General features: G+C 46.3%; 23 protein-coding genes and 1 riboswitch. Of the genes, 9 read left to right on the forward strand and 14 right to left on the reverse strand.

Annotated features, from left to right (window positions below; translation table 11 throughout):
• From HFE64_07115 to HFE64_07135, 5 genes are all read right to left on the reverse strand, one after another.
• The gene (locus HFE64_07115) at nucleotides 1-1,062 is read right to left on the reverse strand and encodes a lactonase family protein (GenBank protein MCI8633232.1); all 1,062 of its coding nucleotides are present in this window, start codon (nucleotides 1,060-1,062) and stop codon (nucleotides 1-3) included.
• A gap of 112 nt (nucleotides 1,063-1,174) precedes the next feature.
• Nucleotides 1,175-1,444 carry a hypothetical protein gene (locus tag HFE64_07120; protein ID MCI8633233.1) on the reverse strand — a complete coding sequence of 90 codons (270 nt, stop codon included), beginning with the start codon at nucleotides 1,442-1,444 and terminating at the stop codon, nucleotides 1,175-1,177.
• Between the two features lie 23 nt (nucleotides 1,445-1,467).
• Nucleotides 1,468-1,800 carry a hypothetical protein gene (locus HFE64_07125; GenBank protein MCI8633234.1) on the reverse strand — a complete coding sequence of 111 codons (333 nt, stop codon included), beginning with the start codon at nucleotides 1,798-1,800 and terminating at the stop codon, nucleotides 1,468-1,470.
• A gap of 344 nt (nucleotides 1,801-2,144) precedes the next feature.
• Nucleotides 2,145-3,533, reverse strand: a complete 1,389-nt coding sequence (locus HFE64_07130) for an aspartate ammonia-lyase (protein MCI8633235.1) — start codon at nucleotides 3,531-3,533, stop codon at nucleotides 2,145-2,147.
• 240 nt (nucleotides 3,534-3,773) lie between these two features.
• Entirely contained in the window at nucleotides 3,774-5,060 is a 1,287-nt protein-coding gene (locus HFE64_07135) for an O-acetylhomoserine aminocarboxypropyltransferase/cysteine synthase (GenBank protein ID MCI8633236.1), read from the reverse strand.
• Between the two features lie 187 nt (nucleotides 5,061-5,247).
• Between HFE64_07135 and HFE64_07140 the strand changes: the two genes are divergently transcribed.
• Nucleotides 5,248-6,576: an MATE family efflux transporter gene (locus HFE64_07140; GenBank protein ID MCI8633237.1), complete on the forward strand. Its 1,329-nt coding sequence runs from the start codon at nucleotides 5,248-5,250 to the stop codon at nucleotides 6,574-6,576.
• On the opposite strand, the gene HFE64_07145 is transcribed toward HFE64_07140, so the two are convergent.
• Complete coding sequence (locus tag HFE64_07145) at nucleotides 6,573-7,142, reverse strand: chromate transporter (protein ID MCI8633238.1); 570 nt, start codon at nucleotides 7,140-7,142, stop codon at nucleotides 6,573-6,575. The genes HFE64_07140 and HFE64_07145 overlap by 4 nt on opposite strands.
• A complete protein-coding gene (locus HFE64_07150; protein MCI8633239.1) occupies nucleotides 7,142-7,684 on the reverse strand; it encodes a chromate transporter in 543 nt (180 codons plus the stop codon). The genes HFE64_07145 and HFE64_07150 overlap by 1 nt, the downstream gene beginning before the upstream one ends.
• Before the next feature lie 187 nt (nucleotides 7,685-7,871).
• Here HFE64_07150 and HFE64_07155 point away from each other — a divergent pair, with 187 nt between their 5' ends.
• From HFE64_07155 to HFE64_07165, 3 genes are all read left to right on the forward strand, one after another.
• Nucleotides 7,872-8,756, forward strand: coding sequence for an AraC family transcriptional regulator (locus HFE64_07155; GenBank protein ID MCI8633240.1), 885 nt, complete (start codon nucleotides 7,872-7,874; stop codon nucleotides 8,754-8,756).
• 35 nt (nucleotides 8,757-8,791) lie between these two features.
• Nucleotides 8,792-9,018, forward strand: a riboswitch (cobalamin riboswitch).
• A gap of 61 nt (nucleotides 9,019-9,079) precedes the next feature.
• On the forward strand, nucleotides 9,080-9,541 hold the full coding sequence (locus HFE64_07160) for a DUF4430 domain-containing protein (GenBank protein MCI8633241.1): 462 nt from the start codon (nucleotides 9,080-9,082) through the stop codon (nucleotides 9,539-9,541).
• Nucleotides 9,538-10,053 (forward strand): hypothetical protein, encoded by a 516-nt coding sequence (locus HFE64_07165; GenBank protein ID MCI8633242.1) that lies wholly within the window; start codon nucleotides 9,538-9,540, stop codon nucleotides 10,051-10,053. Before HFE64_07160 ends, HFE64_07165 begins: the two co-directional genes overlap by 4 nt.
• Nucleotides 10,054-10,113: 60 nt before the next feature.
• On the opposite strand, the gene HFE64_07170 is transcribed toward HFE64_07165, so the two are convergent.
• Genes HFE64_07170 through HFE64_07190 form a run of 5 tightly spaced genes read right to left on the reverse strand, consistent with a single transcriptional unit; the run spans nucleotide 10,114 to nucleotide 14,905 of the window.
• Nucleotides 10,114-11,007 carry a DegV family protein gene (locus HFE64_07170; protein ID MCI8633243.1) on the reverse strand — a complete coding sequence of 298 codons (894 nt, stop codon included), beginning with the start codon at nucleotides 11,005-11,007 and terminating at the stop codon, nucleotides 10,114-10,116.
• Nucleotides 11,008-11,011: 4 nt separating this feature from the next.
• The gene (locus tag HFE64_07175) at nucleotides 11,012-11,917 is read right to left on the reverse strand and encodes a dihydroorotate dehydrogenase (protein MCI8633244.1); all 906 of its coding nucleotides are present in this window, start codon (nucleotides 11,915-11,917) and stop codon (nucleotides 11,012-11,014) included.
• Nucleotides 11,910-12,719: a dihydroorotate dehydrogenase electron transfer subunit gene (locus tag HFE64_07180; protein ID MCI8633245.1), complete on the reverse strand. Its 810-nt coding sequence runs from the start codon at nucleotides 12,717-12,719 to the stop codon at nucleotides 11,910-11,912. Before HFE64_07180 ends, HFE64_07175 begins: the two co-directional genes overlap by 8 nt.
• Before the next feature lie 21 nt (nucleotides 12,720-12,740).
• Nucleotides 12,741-13,670: an orotidine-5'-phosphate decarboxylase gene (gene pyrF / locus HFE64_07185; GenBank protein ID MCI8633246.1), complete on the reverse strand. Its 930-nt coding sequence runs from the start codon at nucleotides 13,668-13,670 to the stop codon at nucleotides 12,741-12,743.
• On the reverse strand, nucleotides 13,667-14,905 hold the full coding sequence (locus HFE64_07190) for a dihydroorotase (GenBank protein MCI8633247.1): 1,239 nt from the start codon (nucleotides 14,903-14,905) through the stop codon (nucleotides 13,667-13,669). Before HFE64_07190 ends, pyrF begins: the two co-directional genes overlap by 4 nt.
• Before the next feature lie 143 nt (nucleotides 14,906-15,048).
• Between HFE64_07190 and HFE64_07195 the strand changes: the two genes are divergently transcribed.
• Nucleotides 15,049-15,246, forward strand: a complete 198-nt coding sequence (locus HFE64_07195; protein ID MCI8633248.1) for a DUF2892 domain-containing protein — start codon at nucleotides 15,049-15,051, stop codon at nucleotides 15,244-15,246.
• 142 nt (nucleotides 15,247-15,388) lie between these two features.
• Complete coding sequence (locus HFE64_07200; protein ID MCI8633249.1) at nucleotides 15,389-16,345, forward strand: AEC family transporter; 957 nt, start codon at nucleotides 15,389-15,391, stop codon at nucleotides 16,343-16,345.
• Here the strand turns inward: HFE64_07200 and HFE64_07205 are convergent.
• Both HFE64_07205 and HFE64_07210 read right to left on the reverse strand, forming a co-directional pair.
• Nucleotides 16,337-17,422 (reverse strand): DUF2812 domain-containing protein, encoded by a 1,086-nt coding sequence (locus tag HFE64_07205; protein MCI8633250.1) that lies wholly within the window; start codon nucleotides 17,420-17,422, stop codon nucleotides 16,337-16,339. The genes HFE64_07200 and HFE64_07205 overlap by 9 nt on opposite strands.
• Before the next feature lie 34 nt (nucleotides 17,423-17,456).
• On the reverse strand, nucleotides 17,457-17,915 hold the full coding sequence (locus tag HFE64_07210; protein MCI8633251.1) for an Lrp/AsnC family transcriptional regulator: 459 nt from the start codon (nucleotides 17,913-17,915) through the stop codon (nucleotides 17,457-17,459).
• 197 nt (nucleotides 17,916-18,112) lie between these two features.
• Between HFE64_07210 and HFE64_07215 the strand changes: the two genes are divergently transcribed.
• From HFE64_07215 to HFE64_07225, 3 genes are all read left to right on the forward strand, one after another.
• Nucleotides 18,113-19,027, forward strand: a complete 915-nt coding sequence (locus HFE64_07215) for a phosphotransferase (protein ID MCI8633252.1) — start codon at nucleotides 18,113-18,115, stop codon at nucleotides 19,025-19,027.
• Between the two features lie 123 nt (nucleotides 19,028-19,150).
• Nucleotides 19,151-20,497, forward strand: a complete 1,347-nt coding sequence (locus tag HFE64_07220; GenBank protein ID MCI8633253.1) for an MATE family efflux transporter — start codon at nucleotides 19,151-19,153, stop codon at nucleotides 20,495-20,497.
• Nucleotides 20,498-20,580: 83 nt separating this feature from the next.
• The gene (locus HFE64_07225; GenBank protein MCI8633254.1) at nucleotides 20,581-21,468 is read left to right on the forward strand and encodes a DegV family protein; all 888 of its coding nucleotides are present in this window, start codon (nucleotides 20,581-20,583) and stop codon (nucleotides 21,466-21,468) included.
• Nucleotides 21,469-21,594 lie beyond the last annotated feature (126 nt).

Here is a 21,594-nt window from a genome sequence, read left to right on the forward strand (position 1 = left end):
TTATCCCTCTATCAGCGCTACCGGCGCATTGACAATTGTTTTTTCATCCGTCAACGTAAGCTCTCCCGTCTCCGGCTCACGCCGGAAAATGACCATGTTATCTGACAACTGGTTCACGGCAATCAGAAGCCTCTCATCGCCTGTCAGGATAAAATCACGCGGGTACCAGCCGCGTGTGGAATATGTATTTTGCAGTGAAATATGTCCATTTTGCGGGTTAACCTTAAACAGAGCAATGGAATCCTCCCCCCGATTGGAAACATACAAACATCTCCCATCCTGCGTGAGACGGATCGCAGCCGGATAATTCCTGTCAGAAGGAAATTCCGGAGACAACGTGCTCACCTGTTCTATCAGCGTAAATCCCGTTTCTTTTTCATAGGCAAGCACTGCCACTTCTGAGCTTAGCTCACAGGCTACATAGGCATATCTGCCATCCGGACTCATGACCATATGGCGCGGACCGCTTCCGGGCGGTAGCTTAACATTCATACCAATTGCCCGGTGCAGCTTTCCTGTTTCCTCATTCATCTCATACAGAGCCAAAGTGTCCATGCCCAGATCACAGATCACCACATAGGCTCCATCTTTCGTAAAAAACGCACTGTGCGCATGCGCTCTTTCCTGCCTCTCGGCAACAGGACCGCTTCCAATATGACGGCGCAGACAAAACATAGGCATGAGCTTTCTGTGCATATCCACGGGATACACCTGAATCGTCGCCTCCTCATAGCATGTCACCACCGCATACTGCTCTGCTGAATCCATTTCAATATGACAGAGTCCCCTGCCGGCTGCCACCTTTTTGCTGTGCAGGGATATTTCCTGTGTCTGCATGTCTATTGCATACACACAGATCAGTCCCTTTTCTTCTTCTCCCGGTTCAGAAACGGCATAGAGAAAATCATGTGCGCGGCTTACATAAAAATAGGTCGGCGAGGGCTGCTCTGCCAAAAGCTGCGGCCCCTCCTCGAGCTTACCGTCAGCAGAAATACGCATTCCATAAATTCCCTTGCTGGTTTTATGTGTCTGCGTTCCCAGATATATATAATACTGCTTCATCAGCCTGTCCTTTCTTTTGTATGATCATTTATTTTACTGCACATTTTTATAAAGTGCAAGCATTTTAAAAGGCAGCGCCCATATCTTATCCCAAAATATGGCGCTGCCCCTTTTATATCATCTTGCTAAATTGTTCAAACCGTGCTCTTTCCTCTGGCGTCAGATTCGCCTGCAAAACCTTCATCAGCATAGAAGCCTCTTCCTGACTAAGCGCTAGCCCATTGTTCTGCATTTTAAAGCCATATGACATCATAATTTGTATCTTTTCATTGATTGGCCGATCTGCCATGAGCTCTATCATTTCTTTAAGATACTGTTGTTTAATTTTAGGCAAAGACTGAAACTCCGGCCCTTTAAAAAACTCTATCAGATTTTGATCCATGACTGCTTCTCCCTTCTTTATATTCATCCTAACATATCTGTTAATGATGTAATCATGCTTTGCTGCTCCGGCGTCAATCCCTCTCTCAGCTTTAATGCCAGATTCTGATCGGGCGCCGCGGCTGCCGGCCACACTGGTGTTACTTCCTTACTCTCCCTTTCTTCTGCGGAGGTTGTTTGATTTTCCCCAGTTTCAGCAGTCTTTGGTTTTACCTCTTCTTCTACCTTCATCAGCTCCTGCAGTTCCTGCAGCTTAATCATAATACTCAGCATCCGCTTTGTGGAAGAGTCCATGTAAGGAAGCATCATATGCAGCATTTTCATCATATCAGGGCCTCCGGCTTTTTTTGCATCCATCCTTGATCCCCTCCTTTATCTATAGCATATGCGCCTATTCTCTAAAACTTGATGCCCGTGTTAAATTCTTTTCCTATGGCTTTTATATACAAAAACGAGGACATCTTCTCTACTGAAAATATCCTCGTTATGTGAATCCTCTGAATATGTCACGCCACTTTTATAAAATCAGAACGATACCAGAGTTTGCCGCTCGCGGCAAACTCGTAAGGCGGTTCAGTATCGTGATTTAAAGAAATATATCAGGCCGCCTTTAATCCAGAACGACACCGGAGTTTGGTGCACTGCACCAAACTCGTAAAGTGGCTCTAAAATGTGAATCCTCTGAATATGTCACGCCACTTTTATACCATATGATCCGGAATCAGCATTTCATCCACTTCTTCATCGCTCAAAATATGCTTTTCCTTTAACAGGGTACGAACGGATTTTCCGGTCTTAATCGCTTCTTTGGCCACATCGGCCGCCTGCTGATAGCCAACCTTCGGACAGATCACCGTAATAATGCCTACTGAATTTTCCACCAAGTCACGGCAACGCTCTTCATTTGCTTCAATATCCAAAATGCAATTGTCCACCAGCGTTTCAACGCCGCCCGTAATCGCATTGATGGATTCAAACAGTTCATAAAAAAGCACTGGCTCATAGGCATTCAGCTCTAGCTGGCCCGCCTCTGCTGCCATCATAATGGTCGTATCATTGCCAATAATTAAATAGGAAATCTGTGCCATTACCTCCGGCACTACCGGATTGATCTTACCCGGCATAATAGAAGAGCCATTCTGCTTAGAAGGCAGCTTAATTTCTCCAAATCCAGTTCTCGGACCGGAAGACATCAGGATCAAATCATGGGACATCTTCGCCAAACTCACGACACAGGTTTTTAAAATAGAAGAAACATAAGCAAATCCATCCAGATTCTGCGTACCGTCAATCAGATTTTCACATTGATGCAGATCGAGTCCTGACACCATGCTTAAACGCGGTACAATATGTTCTACAAAATAAGGCTTTGCATTAATGGAGGTACCAACAGCTGTTCCTCCCATATTTACATAGGAAAGCTCTTCCATGGCCAGATCAAAACGCCGGATATCTCTTTTAACAGCGCAGCGATAGGCTCCAAATTCCTGACCCAGGCGAATCGGCACTGCATCCTGCATTTCCGTACGTCCCATCTTTACCACGTTCCAAAACTCTTTTTCCTTCACAGCTAAAGCCTTTTCCAGACGCTCCAGCTGGAATTTAGCCTTTTTCATCAGTTTAATCGCTGTCATCTTGCCAGCTGTAGGAATGACATCATTGGTGGACTGCGCACGGTTTACATGATCATTGGGATGTACAATCTTATAATTGCCCTTAACTCCCCCCAAAATCTCAATCGCACGATTGGCAATCACTTCATTTGCATTCATGTTAATTGTGGTGCCTGCGCTGCCCTGTACCGGGTCGCAGATAAATTCATTATGGAATTTACCCTCCAAAATCTCACGGCTCGCCTGGCAAATTGCATCGCAGATATTTTTATCCAGCTCTCCGCATTCATTATTAATCGTTGCGCATGCAATTTTAATTTCTGCTAAGCTCTCAATAAACTCTTTTTCCAGTCTATGACCGGTAATATGAAAATTTTCATGACCTCTCAGCGCCTGTACGCCATAATATGCGTCAACCGGAACTTCCTTTTCTCCAATCGAATCCCGTTCAATACGATACTGCATGATTTCCTCCATTTTATCCTTACAAAACATTTTTTCAAATCACATCCTGCATATGATGTGATTCCTTCATAAAGCAGTATCATTATAGCAGATTACTTTGAATTTTCAACCCTTTTTTGAAAGTTTTCCTGCATTTTTTCGTGATTTTTCCTCATCAAATCCTTTAATATTTTAAAAATAAAGAATCTTAAAACAATTAGGAGCCCTGCCGCAGATAAGCCGGCAAGGCTCCTAAACTTATTTTTCAATTTCTCAGATTTTATCCAGTGCCTGCTGCACATCCGCCATAATATCCTCCACATTTTCCAGACCTACGGAGAGGCGAATCATGCCGCCGTCAATGCCTGCGGCTACCAGCTGCTCATCCGTTAGCTGGCGATGCGTCGCCGACGCAGGATGAAGCACACAGGTACGAATATCGGCCACATGCACCACATTAGAGGCAAGCTCCAGACTATCCATGAATTTAACGGCATTCTGGCGACCGCCCTTAATGGAGAAGGAAATCACGCCGCTGCATCCTTTGGGCAGGTATTTCTGCGCCATTTCATGATATGGATTGGAAGAGAGTCCCGGATAATTGACAGAAGCAACCTTCTCTGAGCGCTCCAGCATGGAGGCTACCTGCATGGCATTTTCACAATACTGCTTCATGCGCACCGGCAGCGTCTCCAGCCCCAGATTCAGCAAGAAAGCCGAATTGGCAGCCGGATAACAGCCAAAATCTCTCATCAGCTGCATACGCGCTTTAATAATATATGCCAGATTACCAAACTCGCGGGTATACACCACGCCATGATAACTTTCATCCGGCTCTGTAAATTCAGGGAATTTGCCGCTGGCGGCCCAATCAAAATGACCGCTGTCCACGATCACACCGCCCACCTGCAGCGCATGTCCATCCATATATTTTGTTGTGGAATGTACGACAATATCGGCGCCAAACTCAAACGGCCTGCACAAATACGGTGTGGCAAAGGTATTATCAACAATAAGCGGTACACCATTTTGATGTGCTACTTTAGCGAATCGCTCAATATCAAAAACGACCAGCGCCGGATTCGCCAATGTCTCGCCAAACACAGCCTTCGTATTGGGCTTAAATGCTGCCTGAATCTCTTCTTCACTCGCTCCGCTGTCTACCCAAATACATTCTATGCCCAGCTTTTTAAGCGTCACGGCAAACAGGTTGATCGTACCGCCATAGATAGTAGAAGCAGCGATAAAGCTGTCACCAGCATTACACAAATTTAAAATAGAGAGCAGACTGGCCGCCTGACCGCTGCTCGTCAGCATAGCGCCGGCGCCCCCTTCTAAGGCCGCAATTTTTTTCTCTACTGCATCGCAGGTCGGATTGGCAAACCGGGAATACATATATTCAGTAGGCATATCAAACAGGGCCGCGATATGATCTGTTGAATCAAAACAATAGGTTGTGCTCTGCACAATCGGGACTACACGCGGCTCTCCATTTTTCGGCGTATAGCCGGCATGAAGACACTGTGTCTCGATCTTAGCATCTTTTCTTAATTCTTTCATCGATTCCTCCACCTTTAACTTTTGTATTAAATGATCATTCTTATTTTACCACAGATTGCTTTCCATGCAAACCATTTTAAAAAAATTCATCCTCTGCTAGCTTCAAAAAAGCCCTTGACTATGGTCTAACCCCATGGTTTATGATAGCCATCGTGATCACAAAATTTACGAAAGGATTTATTTCATCATGTCAGCGCAACAATTGGAGCGGAGCATTTCCGTCTCCTCTATACTTCGTTTTACGTTTCCCACCATCATTATGATGGTATTCACTTCTATTTATTCGATGGTCGATGGCATCTTCATCTCCCGTTTAGTAGGAGCTGACGCCATTTCAGCTACCAATATCGTATATCCCGTTATCTACATCGTGATCGGCCTCGGCTCCATGCTGGGCGCAGGTGGCAATGCCGTTTTAGCCAAAAAGCTAGGAGAAGGCCGCAGCCGCGAGGCCTGTGAGGATCTTTCCTTTTTCACACTGTTCTCCTTTTTACTCGTTGTTGGCTTCTCTGCGTTTTGTTTGCTTGCTATAAAGCCTTTACTCTATGCACTGGGCACCAATGATCGCCTCTACCCCTATTGCCGGGACTATTTTTTTGTCAGTGTTTGCGGCTTTCCCGCTTATATGCTGCAGCTGATCTTTCAGAATTATTTTATCACTGCCGGACGCCCCAATCTCGGGCTCATCTCTTCTGTCGCGGCCGGCATCATCAATGCAATTCTCGACTATGTTTTTATCGCTGTCTTTCATCTGGGCATCAGCGGCGCCGCTTTGGCGACGCTCACCGGCTACCTCATTCCTGCGGCTACCGGCCTTATCTTCTTTTCTCATAACAAAGGAGGCCTTTGCTTCCGCCGTCCGCGGCTGCGCCTCCGCCTCCTGCTTCAAGCTCTAGCCAACGGAAGCTCTGAATTTGTTTCCAATGTCGCCACAGCCCTCATTTTTCTTGTGCTCAATATCGTTACACTGCGTGTACTGGGTGAGGATGGACTGGCGGCCATCTCCATCGTATTATACAGTCAATTTGTTTTCACTGCCGTTTATATGGGGTATTCCAGCGGCGTGGCTCCACTCATCAGCTACAATTACGGTGCAGGCAATATTCAAAACCTGCACCGCATCTTCCGCATCTGTCTGGGGTTTGTCATCGCATCGTCTGTGCTCATGACAGTCCTGCCCCTCTTTTTGGCAAAGCCTCTTATGGCTGTTTTCACCTCGCGTGACAGCGCCGTTTTTTCTATTGCTGTTCATGGCTTTCTGGTTTTCAGCCTTGGCTATCTCTTTGCCGGCCTCAACATCTTTTCCTCTGCCTTTTTTACAGCCTTTTCCAACGGCAAGGTCTCTGCCATTATTTCCTTTTCCCGTACCTTTGCTCTGATTCTGCCGGCCCTTCTCCTTCTTCCGCATTTCATCGGCGGCGATGGCATCTGGCTTGCCATTCCGATCGCAGAGGCTCTCTGCTTTTTCCTTTCCCTCTACTTTCTAAAAACGCGCCGGATCCAATATCAGTATTAAAATTTAAAAATAATCCCCACCGCAGCCGCAAAGGCAATATACACAATCGGATGCTTTTTAAACTTTTTTAGCGCCAGCCAGACCACAGCCGCCAGCACAAGCGCTTTCCAGTTCACCACGGCCAGCAAGCTGGAAGCATTCCAGCCGCTCCATTTTGTCAGATTTAAAAAGGCAAGCTCGGCTACGCTTAGCCCTGCTGCTGTAATCATCCCGGTGGACGCCGGCCTGAGCCCTTTAAATACGCCCTGCACCGCAGGTGAGTTTTTAAAGGGCTCTATAATTTTAGAAATCATAATAATCACAATGATTGACGGCGCGATAAGCGCCAGCGTTGCCAGTACGCCTCCCAAAGGACCGGTGGTCAAATAGCCCACATAGGTGGCCATATTGATTCCGATGGCGCCCGGCGTCGATTCTGAGATTGCCACCAGATTTAAAATATCTTGATTGGTAAACCAGCCTGTCTTTTCCGCCATTTCATATAAAAACGGAAGCGTCGCCAACCCGCCGCCCACAGCAAACAGGCCAGTCTTAAAAAATTCATACAACAGTCGAAGCCAGATCATCATGCTGTTTTTCCTCCTATTTTATATAAAATATAGCCGGCAATACCGGAGGCCAGCACCAGCACAATGGTAGAAATATCTGTAAAAACAGCCAACGCGGTAACAATCAGAAAAATTCCCACCGCTGCCTTACTGACCAGCGCCTTTTTGCCCAATTTAATCACAGCGTCCAGAATCAGAACACAGACGCAGACGCGGATCCCTGCAAAGGCATGTCCGACAATCTCTAAATCCGCAAAATTCTGTACAAAGGCAGCGATCACCAAAATGATACAGATAGAAGGAATCGCAAAGCCAATCGTAGCCACAATAGCGCCTAAAACGCCCAGCAGCTTATATCCGATAAACGTCGAGGTATTGATGGCAATGATGCCCGGCGTGCACTGTCCAATGGCATAATAATCCATTAGCTCCTCTTCGGTAACCCAGTGGTATTTTTCCACAACAATCTTCTGCAGCAAAGAAAGCATGGCATAGCCTCCGCCAAAGGTACATACCCCCAACTGCATAAAAACCAATAGTATTTGTAAATAGCGTTTCATTTTTATCTCCTTTCTCCTGTGTATTGTAATATATGAAAGGGATTTGGTCTAGTCTTAAATTTCGATTTTACGAATTAAAACCGTCTATTACGGAACCTAACTTTAGCAAAATAGAAACAGCATACCCTTTCAATATGTGATATAGTAATATCACCGTACGGAGATAAGAGAAAGGCAAGGTGATAAATTGAATTATCGTGAATGCATTGACGATGCTATCGAATTTATTGAAACAAATATCAAAGAAAAATTAACCGCGCAACAGATTTCTGAACAAATGGGATACTCCGTTTATCATTTTTGCAGAGTGTTTGCTTTACAGAAAGATGTAACGCTTATGGATTATGTCCGAAAAAGACGATTATCCATTGCACGCTCCGAATTACTTAAAGGTAAAAGAATTATTGATATTGCTGTAGAATATGGTTATGAAACAGCAAGTGGTTTTGCAAAATCCTTTAGAAAAGAATTTGGATATAGCCCAACCACCTATATGGCTCGTATGAGTGATATTGACTTAAAATTATTAACTAGAAATGGAGATTACAGTATGAATCCTATTATTATGAAAAAAGAATCGTTTAAAGTAGCTGGCTATGGTATAGAGACCAATGTTACAAATGGTCATATGAAAGATATTGCTGCCTACTGGGATACTTATACAGGCGAAAATCTTGAAAATAAAATGTACACACAGCTATGCCCGCCTAAACATGGGGAAGTTGGAATTTGCTTTTCATCTACAAAAGATGAAAATATAGTATATCTTTTAGGTGTCATCGTTGATGATTTCACAAAAGCTACTCCTGACATGATTACAGTTGAAGTGCCGGAAGCTGAATATGCTGTTTTTACCACACCACCTGTTGATTTGACAAATAAGGGCAGTGATACAAATGATCCATTAGCTGACGTTGTAAAAGCAACCTGGAAATATATCTTTGAAGAATGGTTTCCAAATAGCGGATATCGATATGATGAAAGCAAAATTGACTTTGAATTTTACGATGAAAGATGTCATTCTCACCCAGATTCAACCATGGATATCTATATTCCTATACTAAAAAAGTAAGCATTAAACTCACCCCTTCCTACTATTGGAAATTTTTATTGCATTTATCTCGCGGTTCCTCTATAATACAACATGTTGCTTGGACATGGAAACAGGTGAAACTCCTGTACGAGCCCGTCGCCGTGAGGCGCATTTTATGAAGCTGCCTACCTGAGGCCGCATCTCAGGGAACAGGTCATTGGCACTGCTCAAATGGCAGTCCGAGAAGGCCGGCTGCTTACGCGCCAAGTCGAAATACTTGTCCATGCATCCTCCCGCTATCTTTGCTGCGAGCGCCGGCTCCCTGCGGGAATAAACTTAATCTATTGATTTATGGAGGATTTATCATGTTCAAAAGAATGAAAAAATGGTTATCGTTCTTCTGCTTTATGGTGCTGATTGCGGCTATGGCACTTTCTATGACAGCTTGTAACGCTAACAAGGTAACCGGTGATTCTAGTATCGCCACGCAGGACTCTTCCGCCGTTTCCGAAAACACCGTATTAGGCGAAGGCAAAACAGAATTTACTTTCATCGTTACGGATGCGGAAGGAAAGGATACGACCTTTGAGATCCATACCGATAAGGCCACGGTAGGAGAGGCTCTTTTAGATGTAGAGCTCATTGCCGGAGAAGTCGGTCAGTATGGCCTCATGGTCACCACTGTCAACGGAACAACCGTTGATTATGACAAGGACGGCGCTTATTGGGCCTTTTATGTAGACGGTGAATATGCAAGCACCGGCGTGGATTCCACTCCAGTTACCGCCGGCTCTACTTATGCTTTTAAGGTTGAAAAGGGTTGAGACTCAGCATTAAGGAGCTCGTCATTTTTGCTATGCTTGGTGCGCTCATGTATGCCGCCAAGGCTCTGCTGGAATTTCTTCCCAACATCCACCTCGTCGGCGTATTCATCACAGCAACCACAGTGGTCTACCGCAAAAAGGCTCTGTATCCTATCTATATCTACATTTTAATAACCGGGCTTTTTGGCGGCTTTTCGACTTGGTGGCTCCCCTATCTATATGTTTGGACGGTATTATGGGCCTTCGTGATGCTGCTTCCAAGGTCTATACCAAGCAAGCTGCAGCCCCTTGTTTATATGTCGGTCTGCGCTCTGCATGGATTTCTGTTTGGCACGCTCTATGCACCGGCCCAGGCTTTGCTTTTTGGCCTAAGCTTTCAGGGCATGCTGGCCTGGATTGCGGCAGGCCTGCCTTGGGATTTTATCCACGGTGTCAGCAACTTCTTCTGCGGTATTTTAATTATGCCGCTCATTGCGGCCATTCGCTTGGCCCAGAGGACTTCCGCCCATTAAACCTTGCACTCTATAAAAAAGATCGAAAACGTTTAAATAAACGTTTTCGATCTTTTATTTTTACTCGGTAACAACCTTCAAAATGCCTACTCCCAGCGGATGCGGTCCTGTATGAACGCCAATGGTCGCGCCAATTTGACGAAGCTCCAGCTTTTTGGTATATCCTCTCTTTCGAAGCTCCTCCAAAATATGCTGCAAAAAGCTTTCGCCCTCTTCTCTGTCATAGCCAAAGCCAACCACCATCTGAAAATGATTTAATACCGCCTTCTCCTTCTCCAGATAGTTAAACAGCAGCGTTTCTACTTTCTTTAAGGATGAGGCTCTTCCCATCGCCAGCCCGGAAGGGAAAATCTCACCCTCCCGCAGAGTAATCAGAGGTTTAATTTTAAGCCGGCTGCCGGCCACCTTTAACACTTTGCCTACGCGGCCTCCATGGACCAGATACTCCATATTGGCAATCGTAAAGAAGATACGGCCGCTGCCCCGCATTTTTTCCAGCCGCTCAAAAGCCTCTGCAAGCTCCAGCCCCTGATCGCGCATTTTGACAGCCTCTTCCACCAAAAGTCCCTGCAGCACCGTATTCATCTGGGCATCCAGCACCTTGATCTGTGCCTGCGGATACTCCTCTGTCACCTGCTCCGCCGCCACGCGGGCTGCATTATAAGAACCGCTGAATTTAGAGGTGATGCAGATGCAGAGCACCGGCTGCCCCTCCTTCGCATAGCGCTCAAATCGCTCGGCATAGTCCATGACAGAGGGCATCGAGGATTTCGGATACTGATCCGGATTGTCTACCATCTTCTGATAAAACTCCCGGATGTCTATCTCTTCAATTTCTTTATAATATGTCTCTCCGTCAAAACTCACATAAAACGGCACCATATCGATGCCCAGCTCTTCTACGCGCTGCTTGCCCAAATCGCAGGAGCTATCGCTCATAATCTTAAAATTCATCACTTTATTCAATAATCCCTCTGATTTCATTGATATCCGTTATGCCGGTCTTCTCCATAAAAGCTTCCAGCTCCGCCAGAATCCGCACCGGACAATCCGGCTCCGTCAGGTTCATCGTACCGGTTGCCACCATGGTCGCACCAGCCATTATAAACTCAGCCACATCCTCTCCGGTCGCTACGCCGCCCATCGCCACGATCGGCAGGTCACAGGCCTGATGCACCTGATACACCATGCGCACCGCCACTGGTTTCACAGCCGGCCCCGAAAAGCCGCCCATTTTTTGCGCCAGCACCGGACGCCGCTTGTACACGTCAATTCTCATTCCAAACAAAGTATTGATCAGCGAAAGCGCATCCGCGCCGCCGGCCTCAGCCGCCTTAGCAATCTCCGTGATATCCGTCACATTAGGGCTCAGCTTCACAATCAGCGGCTTTGTGACAACCTTTCTCACCTCACGCACCACTTCTTCGGCCATGGAAGCATTGGTTCCGAACGCCACACCGCCCTCTTTAATATTAGGACAGGAAATGTTCAGCTCCAAAAGGTCCACATCGGCCTCCGTCATTTTTTCCGCTACGCGGCAATACTCTGCAATCGAATGCCCTGCCAAATTAACAATAACTTTGGTATCAAACCTGCGGATAAAGGGCAGATCTTCAGCGATAAAGACGTCAGCTCCCGGGTTTTGCAGGCCCACCGAATTCAGCATGCCGCCATAGGTTTCGGCAATGCGCGGCGTAGGATTGCCCGGCCATGGGATATCTGCCACGCCTTTAACCGTGACGGCTCCCAGAATCCCCAGATCATAAAACTGACTATGCGCCTGCGGATTGAAGGTGCCCGAGGCTGTGGTGAGCGGATTTTTCATCGGAATGCCGCAAAGCTCAACGACTAAGTTCTTATTCATAAAAAATCACCGCCTTTCCCGGGAATACAGGGCCCAGCTTACAGACGCCTTCCCGCTTGATGCTGCCGTCCGGCATACGCAGCCTGGCAGGACAGCCGGCACAGGCGCCAAAGCCGCATCCCATCCTCTCCTCCAGCGAAAACCACAGAGCCATGGTTTCGTCTTTTTCAAAAAAGCGCTGAATGGCATGCATCATCGGAATGGGGCCGCAGGTATATAAAATCCGCCGTTTAGACTGATTTTGCTCTTTTAGATAAAACTGTATGCGCTGCAGCACATTTCCTTTGAAACCAGACGCACCGTCGTCACTCGTCATATACACCGTACCGTAGGGCTCAAATTCACGTCCCATCCAGGGTTCACTGCGAAAGCCAAGAAAGATTTTGATTTTGCTGCGGCTCTCCGGATCCTTTTCCGTCAGCATGCGGCTCAAATACAGAAGGGGCGGCATGCCCAATCCTCCGCCTACGATAAAAATTTCATCGGCTTCTTCTGCTTCCTCCAAGGGAAAGCCTTTTCCCAGCGGTCCCATCACGCGAAGCGTATCCCCCGGCTGTAGCTGGGAAAGCTCCTTCGTGCCGGCGCCCACTACAGCGTAGATCAAAATCAAAATACCTTCCTTTGGATCTACATCACAGATGCTGATAGGTCTGGGCAAAAGTTTGCTTTTATCGTCGCTGTACAGATTGACAAATTGCCCCGGCTGCGCAGTCTGGGCAATGTCAGGCGCCGCAAGCGTCATGCGGTAGATCTGTTCATCCAGCCTGTCCTGCTGGATAAGTGTTACCCGATCATTAAACATTACTTTCTCCTTATCTTTGGCTTATAGCACGCGGTTTAGGTCTGCCTTCATATCTAAAACTGCCTGTCTGGATGCTTGTGCAAATTCTTCTGGTTTAAACTGATTGCTGTATTTTTTGTTCTGATATGCGGCAATAATGCCTCTTGAAGAATTGACGATCGCGCCGATTCCCTCTTGATTAAAACAGCCTGCCAGATCCTCAGCCGTACCGCCCTGCGCTCCATAGCCGGGTACTAAAAAGAACACATGCGGAAGCAGCTGACGCAGGCGCGCTCCCTGCTCAGGATGTGTAGCGCCGACCACAGCACCGATATCAGAAAATCCATAAGCTCCGCGAAAATCAGCGCCCCACTTATTGACCAGCTGTCCCACTGTTTCATATAGCGGATGTCCCTCGCTGCCCATGGGCAGATCCTGAATCTCCCCGCTGCCGGCATTAGAGGTTTTTACAAGTACAAACAAGCCCTTGTCCCTATTTTTCATATGGGCAAAATAAGGCTCGATGGATTCCGTGCCCAGATATGGATTGACGGTAATAAAATCTTCGCCGAAGGGCTCGATGGTTTCCCCCTCGATCTCGACCTCGCCCAGATGTCCGTCTGAATAGGCCTGTGCTGTAGAAGCGATATCATTCCTTTTTACGTCGCCGATCACGATCAGCCCCTTTTTCTTGGCATAGGCCACCGTATCGATAAAGGCCTGCATCCCGGCGGCGCCGTACATTTCATACATGGCGACCTGAGGCTTAACAGCAGGAATCAGATCATAGGTGGCATCTATAATCGCTTGATTAAAGGCCAAAAAAGCTGCTGCAGCCCCGGCCAGCGTTTTTCCATGCTCGTCAAACGCTTTTTCTTTTATGTGCGCCGGGATCATGCTTAAACGGGGATCCAGGCCTACTACCGTTGGATTTTTCAATTTTTGAATCTGATCTATCAGTCTGTCAATCATTCTTTTATTTCTCCTTTTTCATATACGATTTTGCCGCTCAAAATCGTCATCATGACCCGCCCCTTCAGGCGCCTTCCTCCATAGGGAGAATTTTTGCTTTTGCTGTAAAACCGATCTACATCTACGATATATTCTGCCTCTGGATCAATGAGCACTATATCAGCCTCCCTGCCGGTCTGCAGGCTGCCTTTAGGAATGCCCAGTACCTTGGCGGGATTTGTGCTCATGCAGGCTGCCCACTGCAGCGGCGTCAGCACGCCCGTATCCACCAGCTCTGTAATCCCAAGCCCTACCGCTGTCTCCAGTCCAATGATACCGTTTGCTGCTTTTTCCATCGGCCCCTTTTCATATTCCGCATGCGGGGCATGATCAGTAGCAATACAGCTGATGGTTCCGTCTCTGAGAGCCTCTTTCATGGCTTCGACATCATCCTTTTCCCGCAGCGGCGGGTTCATTTTATAATTAGAATCTCCCCGCGCAAGCTCGCTGTTATCCAGTGTGAAATGGTGAGGGCACACTTCTGCTGTAACGCAGAGCCCTCTCTGCTGTGCATCGCGGACCATCTGCGCGCTTTCTCTGGTGCTGACATGGCAGATATGCAGCGCCGCCCCTGTTTTTTCGGCGAGCTGGATCTCCCGCTGCGTCATCTGATTTTCTGCTTCCCGGGAATCCCCTTGCTTTGCCAGCTCTGGATCCTCACAATGATCCAAAATAGGAAGCGATAATTTTTTGGCCCGGATCATGGCCTGCTCCATCAGGTCTGCATCGGCTACGGATTTTCCGTCCTCGCTGATTGCACAGATGCCGGCCTCCTGCATGCGCCGCTGATCGGTGAGCATGCTGCCTTTTTGGCCGACGGTAATGGCGCCGATTGGCAGCACATGCGCATAAGGCGCCTGCAGGCTTGCTCTTTTGACGTATTCCACTACCTCTGCACAATCGGTAACCGGCTGCGTATTGGGCATGGCGCAAATTGTGGTAAATCCGCCAGCGGCGGCGGCTTTGCTGCCAGTCTCGATCGTCTCTTTATGGGTAAGGCCGGGATCCCGCAGATGAACATGCAGATCAATCAGTCCAGGAAGCACCCAAAGGCCTTCCGCCGAAATTCGTTTGGTCTCGGGCGGCACGGCAGCAGGAAGCTCCTGAATTTTTCCGTTTTCAATATATAGATCCCTCACGATGCATTCTCCGGAAGCGGGATCTATCACCGTTCCTTTTTCGATGAGTAAGCTCATAGTAATTTTTCCACACTACCTCCAGTTTATTTGATATTGAAAATTATACACGATATTGTTAAAAACTGCAATCAAAGATTTATCTGCATAGATTTTCACTTTTTCCGCAAACTATTCGTAAATTTAGAAAAGAGGTAAAGTTTATGAAAAAAGTTCGCCGCAACGTAGGGCTTTTAGATGCCTATCTCAGGATCATGATTGGCTGTCTGCTGCTTTCCTGTCAGCATAAAAAATGTCATCCAGTGCTCGCTGTAATGGGAAGCATGAAAATTGCTGAGGGCATCACGCGCTTTTGCCCCTGCCTGTATATGCTCAAAAAAAGCACACGGCAGTTTTTATAAGACTTGCATAAGACCATCATGGCAGCTTTGTATCTGCATGATGGTCTTATGCTACATAGCAAAATTGATTGACATACCGAATGGATATCTGATACGATACATTTGGCAAAGCCGAACTTATCACTGAGAAAGGATTTCAGATATGGACAATCTATTGTATAGCTTAGAAAGTGTAGTTCCTTTATTTGTTTTAATTTTAACCGGATACATACTGCGCAGGCGCCACATTCTAAATGAACCATTTATTCAGGTGGGCACTGCGCTTGGTTTTAAGCTTGCCCTGCCTGTCTTATTATTTCAGCAGATTTCTAATGCCGATTTTACGCAGGCTTTTAATCCTAAGCTCATTCTATTTAGCTTAAGTGCTACCTTGACCAGTATTTTTCTTCTTTGTCTGCTCATTCCCCGTTTTGTTAAGGAAAATGCTCAGCGCGGCGCTATGATTCAGGGAATCTACCGAGGAAATTTTGCCATTTTAGGTGTCCCTCTTGCCATCAATATGTTTGGCGAGGCCGGCGCTGCCCCTACCTCGCTCCTGCTTCCTTTTACAATCCCGCTTTATAATGCTTTGGCCGTAATCATCCTCACGGTATTTAGTCCAGAGCGCGACATAAAGCATAAAATATCCTTTAAGACTTTAATAAAAGATATCATTACGAATCCCTTAATCATCGGTATTGTTTTAGGCCTGCCTTTTTCAATTTTCCACTGGCAGCTGCCCGCTCTTGTCACCAAGAGCCTATCTCAAATCGCTTCTTTAACAACGCCGCTTTCTTTGATTTGCCTAGGCGGCCAATTTACCTTTCATGCTGCCAGAAAAAATTTTGCCCTCTCTGTGTGGGCAACGGTCATTAAGCTCCTGATCATTCCTTCTATTACGCTGACGCTCGCTGCCTTACTGGGATTTCGAAATGGCGAATTAGGCGCTATTTTCATTTTATTTATGGCTCCCAGCGCTGTGTCCGGATACATCATGGCTAAGAATATGCATTCTGATGAGCAGCTTGCTGCGCAAATCCTGATTATGACTACCTTCGTCTCTTGCTTTACTCTCTTTGGCGGCATCCTGCTCCTGCGTACCCTTCATCTTTTAAGCTAACATCTTCAAAAAAACAGAAGCTCTTTCTGTTAAGTCCTGATTGCCCATATAGAAAACAGAAACTACTTTTGTTCCTTGCCGCATAAACAGATACTGCATACTTTGATAAGATGCGGCATACGCCTCCTCGGCGCCTGCGATCTCTACCTTCTGCGCTTGGATGGATTCATTCCAGCGCAGCATAGACGCTACCCGTGCCGTTAAAAGCTTTGCCGCAAGCGCTTCACTCACTGCCTCATCATATTTAATCTGCAGGATTGGCTCACTGCCTGCCTCCGTCTGTCCGCTTTGCCGCAGCTCATATTGTACTGGCACTAAAAACGAAGTAGAAAACTCTGCGGTATTGCCAAATTCTTTTCTCTCTGACTCATCAGAAAGCGCAGAGAGCTCCAGCTCCTCTAGGGATGGATAGACAATTGCCGCTTTTTCAATATCTCCCTGCCAGCTCTGCATCCCGCGCGTCACCCAGACCCCGCCTTCTGCTAATAGCAGCCCTGTCAAAATGAGATAGACAGCCGCCGTAGTATGACGCTTTGAAGCTGAGGTTGGCCTGCCTTCTTGTAAATGCTTTAAAAACTTCCGCCTGCGAAGAGCCATTCCTATCTCTTGTATATTGAAAATCACTAAAAGCAGATATAGTCCCATCATAGCATCATTCAAAGTACACAGCACAAATTCCTGCGCATACAGCTGATACCCAAGACCAATCAGAAATACCAGCAAAAGCAGCATCCATAATGCGCTGAAACCCACTTGCAGCTGCTGTTTTTTTAACTTTTGAATCGCCTCCTGCGAATAGGGCGGTATTTTTATAGTTTTGCGTGTTGAGCTGTATATGGCAAAGTTTTTTCCCATATCGCTCACATATTCCCAGCCGTCTGCCTTAAGCTCTGCTTGCCTGTCTTCCCCTTCTGTTTTGATTTCTATATGATAGGTTAATCTTTTTTCTTCTTTCTGCTCAAAATAGGCAAAAAACCGTCCCATTTTTTTAAGCTTCCAGCCTGCTTCTGCCATCTCTGCAAGCCAGGCCTCCAGACCGCTGATATGATACCTGTCCATGGGGATCCATTGTTTCATGGCTCATTTCCTCCTTTTGCTGCCATGCAGCTTTTTATAACCGCAGTCCCTTTACATCCTTGATCCGGGATAAAATCATGTTGCAGCTGACTTCTTGGGTTCCTGGGAGCTGGTCGATGGTTTCTTTTAGAAATTGCTCCATTTCTTCTTGTCCGGCAGCTACTGCATGCACATGTAATTTATTTTGACCTGTGACACGATAAATTTGTGTAACGGTAGTATGCTCATTTAAAATTTGAATGACTGCTTCGAGTGACTCTGGCTTTACTTCTATTTCAAAATAGCAGGACACGGCGCCACTGATTTTTTGCGGATTAATAATCGTTGTGTATTCTTCGATGATACCCTGTTCTTCCATTGCTTTGATCCGCGCCTTTACGGCAACACGCGAAAGACCGATGATCTCGCCAATTTCTGAATAAGACATGCGCGCGTTGCGGATGAGCAGCTTTACAATTTTTTGATCCAGCTGATCTAAATGATCTAAAAACATAATTTCACTCCTGATTGATCGATTTAGCTATATTGCATTCGTTCTGCGTCTGTATTATACCATACTGTCCGGGCGCTGTCTAAGCTGATTTCATCATTCTTTGTGTTTTCCTGAGAAAGAGTTAAATGAAGATTGCTATTTCGGCTGTTCCTCCCTATAATTGTGTAAGAAAATCAAAACAAAAGAGGTACTCATCCATGCAGACTTTGCCAAACCTAGATTTCACCGCCATTTTTTCTGCCTGGGGGCTGATTTCCCCTGAGCTTCTGGAACGCTTTCACCCTGATTCTCCAAGAATCATATTAAAGGTCCGCTCTGAAAACCACTGTTATATCCTTAAAGGAATCCCCGCCATAAGCGATGGCAGAGTCATATCAGAACAGACCATCCAGGGAAATGTATGTGCCCATCAATTTCTAGGAAATCAAAAAGGGATCGCACCGCGAATTTTCTCTCTTAAAGACGGCGCTGACAGCTATTATCTGAAAAGGGACGGATATTGGTTTTACTTACTTGAATTTCTGGAAGGACGCCCAATGCAGAGTACTCCCGCAGATGAATTCTTATTAGCACAAACAGCAAGAACTCTGCATACCATCCAAGGCTATTCCCTGCCTTCCTCTCTAAATGAAAATAAACAGCGTTTTTACGCCTGGTTTTCAAACCACCCCTTTAAAGCAGCCTTTAATCTGCTTCTGGATGATCTGCCGGATTTTTCCTCCTATGACAGATGTCTGATCCATACCGATCTTGGTCCGCATAACGCGCTCATCAGGCCTGACGGAAGAGCAGCGCTCATTGATCTGGATGACTGCGGCATCGGCAGCCGATACCTTGACTTAGGCTGGCCGTTTATTATGCAATTTGTGGAGCATACCGAGGATATGCGGCTTTCCTATCGTTTTGACTTAGCAGAGGCTTTTTTAAAGGGCTATTATCCATCTGCTTCTCTTTCTAAAAAAGAATACGATCTCTTATGGCAAGGCGCCATTTATATGCATATTTCCTATATGCAGTCCTATGGTCCTGATGCCGTGCAACCGTTATGGAATATTCTCCAATTTGGCTTGGCACAAAAACCCCTTTTATGGAAACTGCTTCAAACGCAATAAATTATATCTCTTACTATTCTCTTGACAAACCCTCCCTTTTCTTATAAGATATTACAAAACGTAAGAAAAATCTTTCGATTCGTAATATCATTCTGTGAACATACATATTAAGGAGGTTTTCTTTTGCAACACGATTTAACCCGCGGTCCCATTACCAAAGCACTGCTTACTTTTGCTGCCCCCATGATCTTGGGCAATTTATTACAGCAGCTTTACAATATTGCGGATACCTTCATTGTAGGACGCTTCCTCGGCCCCCATGCACTGGCTGCCGTTGGCTCCTCCTTCACGCTTATGACTTTTCTGACGTCGATTCTACTCGGGCTCTGCATGGGCAGCGGCGCGATCTTCTCCATCCAATTTGGTGAAAAAGCGGAAGACAAAATGAAGAACAGCATTTTTATTTCATTTTGCATGATCGCTCTCATTACCCTTCTGATTACCGGAATCGTATTTCTATTCATCAATCCCATTATTCATCTCTTGCAGGTGCCTGACGAAATTTTTAATCTAATGCACGAATATCTATGGATTATTTTCTTTGGCATCGCTTTTACCTTTTTATATAATTATTGTGCCTGTCTTCTGCGTGCCGTGGGCAATTCTCTGGCGCCCCTCATTTTTCTAATCATCGCCTCTCTGGCCAATATCGCGCTGGACCTTCTGTTTGTCCTCAGCTTTCGCTGGGGCGTTGCCGGAGCCGCCGCCGCTACCGTCATCGCACAGGGCCTTTCCGCCATCAGCATCGTCCTGTACACCTGGCTTCGGTTTCCCCATCTGCGTCCGGCGCGCCGTCATATGCACATCACCAAACAGGCCGTTCAGGAGATTTTTCAGTACTCCTCGCTCACCTGTCTGCAGCAATCCGTAATGAACTTTGGCATTCTCATGGTGCAAGGGCTGGTAAACAGCTTCGGCACCTCCGTAATGGCCGCTTTCGCGGCAGCCGTTAAAATTGACTCCTTTGCCTATATGCCTGTGCAAGACTTTGGAAATGCGTTCTCTACCTTCATTGCTCAAAACTATGGCGCGCGTCAGCCAGAACGGATTCGTCTCGCTATCAAAAGTGCCATTCGCACCGTTTTTCTTTTCTGCCTGATCGTTTCCTCACTCATCTTTATTTTTGCCAAGCCTCTGCTGATGATTTTCATCGCTCCCTCTGAAACTGCTATTTTATCCATCGGCGCTGAATACCTGCGGATCGAGGGCACCTTTTATTGCGGTATCGGCTGCTTGTTTCTGCTCTATGGCTATTATCGCGCTGTCAAAAAGCCGGGCATGTCTGTTATCCTTACGATTTTATCTTTGGGCACCCGCGTAGCACTAGCCTATCTCCTTTCTTCGATTCCCGCCATTGGTGTGACTGGCATCTGGTGGTCCATTCCCATTGGTTGGTTTTTGGCAGACCTGTATGGGCTTCTTTATTACCGCCGTCATCCTGCTTACGCTTCATTAGCTCCTAAGCAATAAAACTGTCACTTTTCCTCTTGCATCCTAAGATTTAATGTGCTACTATAATTGCGATAATTCTGAATGCAGAAAGGAATCCTGCTATGAGCAACTATATTATCAGCTGCTGTTCAACTGCTGATTTATCCAAAGAACATTTTGAAAAAAGAGACCTGCACTATATTTGCTTCCATTACTCTCTAAACGGAAAGCAATATCCTGATGATCTCGGCCAGAGCATGCCCTTTGATCAATTCTACGAAGCAATGGCCAATGGAGCAGAGACCAAAACCTCTCAAATCAATGTAGATGAATTTATCGAATATTTCACTCCGTTTTTAGAAGACGGAAAAGATATTCTTCATATCACACTTTCTTCCGGGATCTCCGGCGTGTACAATTCGGCTAATTTAGCTAAAAATCTATTGCTGGAAAAATATCCCGACCGAAAAATTTTCATAGTCGACTCTTTAGGCGCTTCTTCCGGTTATGGTCTTTTCATGGATAAGCTTGCCGATCTGCGCGATGCTGGGCTTACACTGGAAGAAGCTCACCAATGGGCTGAAGAAAATAAGCTCCGCTTGCATCACTGGTTCTTTTCAACGGATTTAAGCTTTTATGTCAAAGGCGGCCGCATTTCCAAGGCCTCTGGCTGGTTTGGTACCATGCTGAAAATTTGTCCTTTGCTGAATATGGATGACCAAGGAAGACTGATTCCTCGTTTTAAGGTGCGCACTAAAAATGCGGTCATCCACCGGATTGTAGATAAGATGGAAGAATTCGCCGAGAACGGTTTGGACTATGCTGAAAAATGCTATATCTCCAATTCCGCTTGCTATGAGGATGCCAGAGCTGTTGCCGATCTGGTGGAAGCTCGTTTCCCCCATTTAAATGGAAAGGTAGAGATCAATCATATCGGCACCACCATCGGTAGCCACACTGGCCCCGGCACGGTTGCCCTCTTCTTCTGGGGCAGCAAAAGAGAAGCCTGATTGGATCTTGTGCGCTTTTCAGCCAAGATCAGCAGAAATTAGAGAAAAGCGTAGAAATTTCCTCTGCGCACAATACTATAAATCAAAATGGCGGAATTTCTTCCGCCATTTTTTATTTTGAGATAC

The sequence above is a fragment of the Lachnospiraceae bacterium genome (genome assembly GCA_022794035.1).
In the GTDB taxonomy this organism is placed as follows: domain Bacteria; phylum Bacillota; class Clostridia; order Lachnospirales; family Bianqueaceae; genus CALWPV01.

What these genes read in the sequence shown, in the direction of transcription:
- HFE64_07115 (MCI8633232.1), bottom strand. Translation starts at nt 1,062, where the DNA reads ATGAAGCAGTATTATATATATCTGGGAACGCAGACACATAAAACCAGC.
- HFE64_07120 (MCI8633233.1), bottom strand. Translation starts at nt 1,444, where the DNA reads ATGGATCAAAATCTGATAGAGTTTTTTAAAGGGCCGGAGTTTCAGTCT.
- HFE64_07125 (MCI8633234.1), bottom strand. Translation starts at nt 1,800, where the DNA reads ATGGATGCAAAAAAAGCCGGAGGCCCTGATATGATGAAAATGCTGCAT.
- HFE64_07130 (MCI8633235.1), bottom strand. Translation starts at nt 3,533, where the DNA reads ATGGAGGAAATCATGCAGTATCGTATTGAACGGGATTCGATTGGAGAA.
- HFE64_07135 (MCI8633236.1), bottom strand. Translation starts at nt 5,060, where the DNA reads ATGAAAGAATTAAGAAAAGATGCTAAGATCGAGACACAGTGTCTTCAT.
- HFE64_07140 (MCI8633237.1), top strand. Translation starts at nt 5,248, where the DNA reads ATGTCAGCGCAACAATTGGAGCGGAGCATTTCCGTCTCCTCTATACTT.
- HFE64_07145 (MCI8633238.1), bottom strand. Translation starts at nt 7,142, where the DNA reads ATGATCTGGCTTCGACTGTTGTATGAATTTTTTAAGACTGGCCTGTTT.
- HFE64_07150 (MCI8633239.1), bottom strand. Translation starts at nt 7,684, where the DNA reads ATGAAACGCTATTTACAAATACTATTGGTTTTTATGCAGTTGGGGGTA.
- HFE64_07170 (MCI8633243.1), bottom strand. Translation starts at nt 11,007, where the DNA reads ATGAATTTTAAGATTATGAGCGATAGCTCCTGCGATTTGGGCAAGCAG.
- HFE64_07175 (MCI8633244.1), bottom strand. Translation starts at nt 11,917, where the DNA reads ATGAATAAGAACTTAGTCGTTGAGCTTTGCGGCATTCCGATGAAAAAT.
- HFE64_07180 (MCI8633245.1), bottom strand. Translation starts at nt 12,719, where the DNA reads ATGTTTAATGATCGGGTAACACTTATCCAGCAGGACAGGCTGGATGAA.
- pyrF (MCI8633246.1), bottom strand. Translation starts at nt 13,670, where the DNA reads ATGATTGACAGACTGATAGATCAGATTCAAAAATTGAAAAATCCAACG.
- HFE64_07190 (MCI8633247.1), bottom strand. Translation starts at nt 14,905, where the DNA reads ATGAGCTTACTCATCGAAAAAGGAACGGTGATAGATCCCGCTTCCGGA.
- HFE64_07195 (MCI8633248.1), top strand. Translation starts at nt 15,049, where the DNA reads ATGAAAAAAGTTCGCCGCAACGTAGGGCTTTTAGATGCCTATCTCAGG.
- HFE64_07200 (MCI8633249.1), top strand. Translation starts at nt 15,389, where the DNA reads ATGGACAATCTATTGTATAGCTTAGAAAGTGTAGTTCCTTTATTTGTT.
- HFE64_07205 (MCI8633250.1), bottom strand. Translation starts at nt 17,422, where the DNA reads ATGAAACAATGGATCCCCATGGACAGGTATCATATCAGCGGTCTGGAG.
- HFE64_07210 (MCI8633251.1), bottom strand. Translation starts at nt 17,915, where the DNA reads ATGTTTTTAGATCATTTAGATCAGCTGGATCAAAAAATTGTAAAGCTG.
- HFE64_07215 (MCI8633252.1), top strand. Translation starts at nt 18,113, where the DNA reads ATGCAGACTTTGCCAAACCTAGATTTCACCGCCATTTTTTCTGCCTGG.
- HFE64_07225 (MCI8633254.1), top strand. Translation starts at nt 20,581, where the DNA reads ATGAGCAACTATATTATCAGCTGCTGTTCAACTGCTGATTTATCCAAA.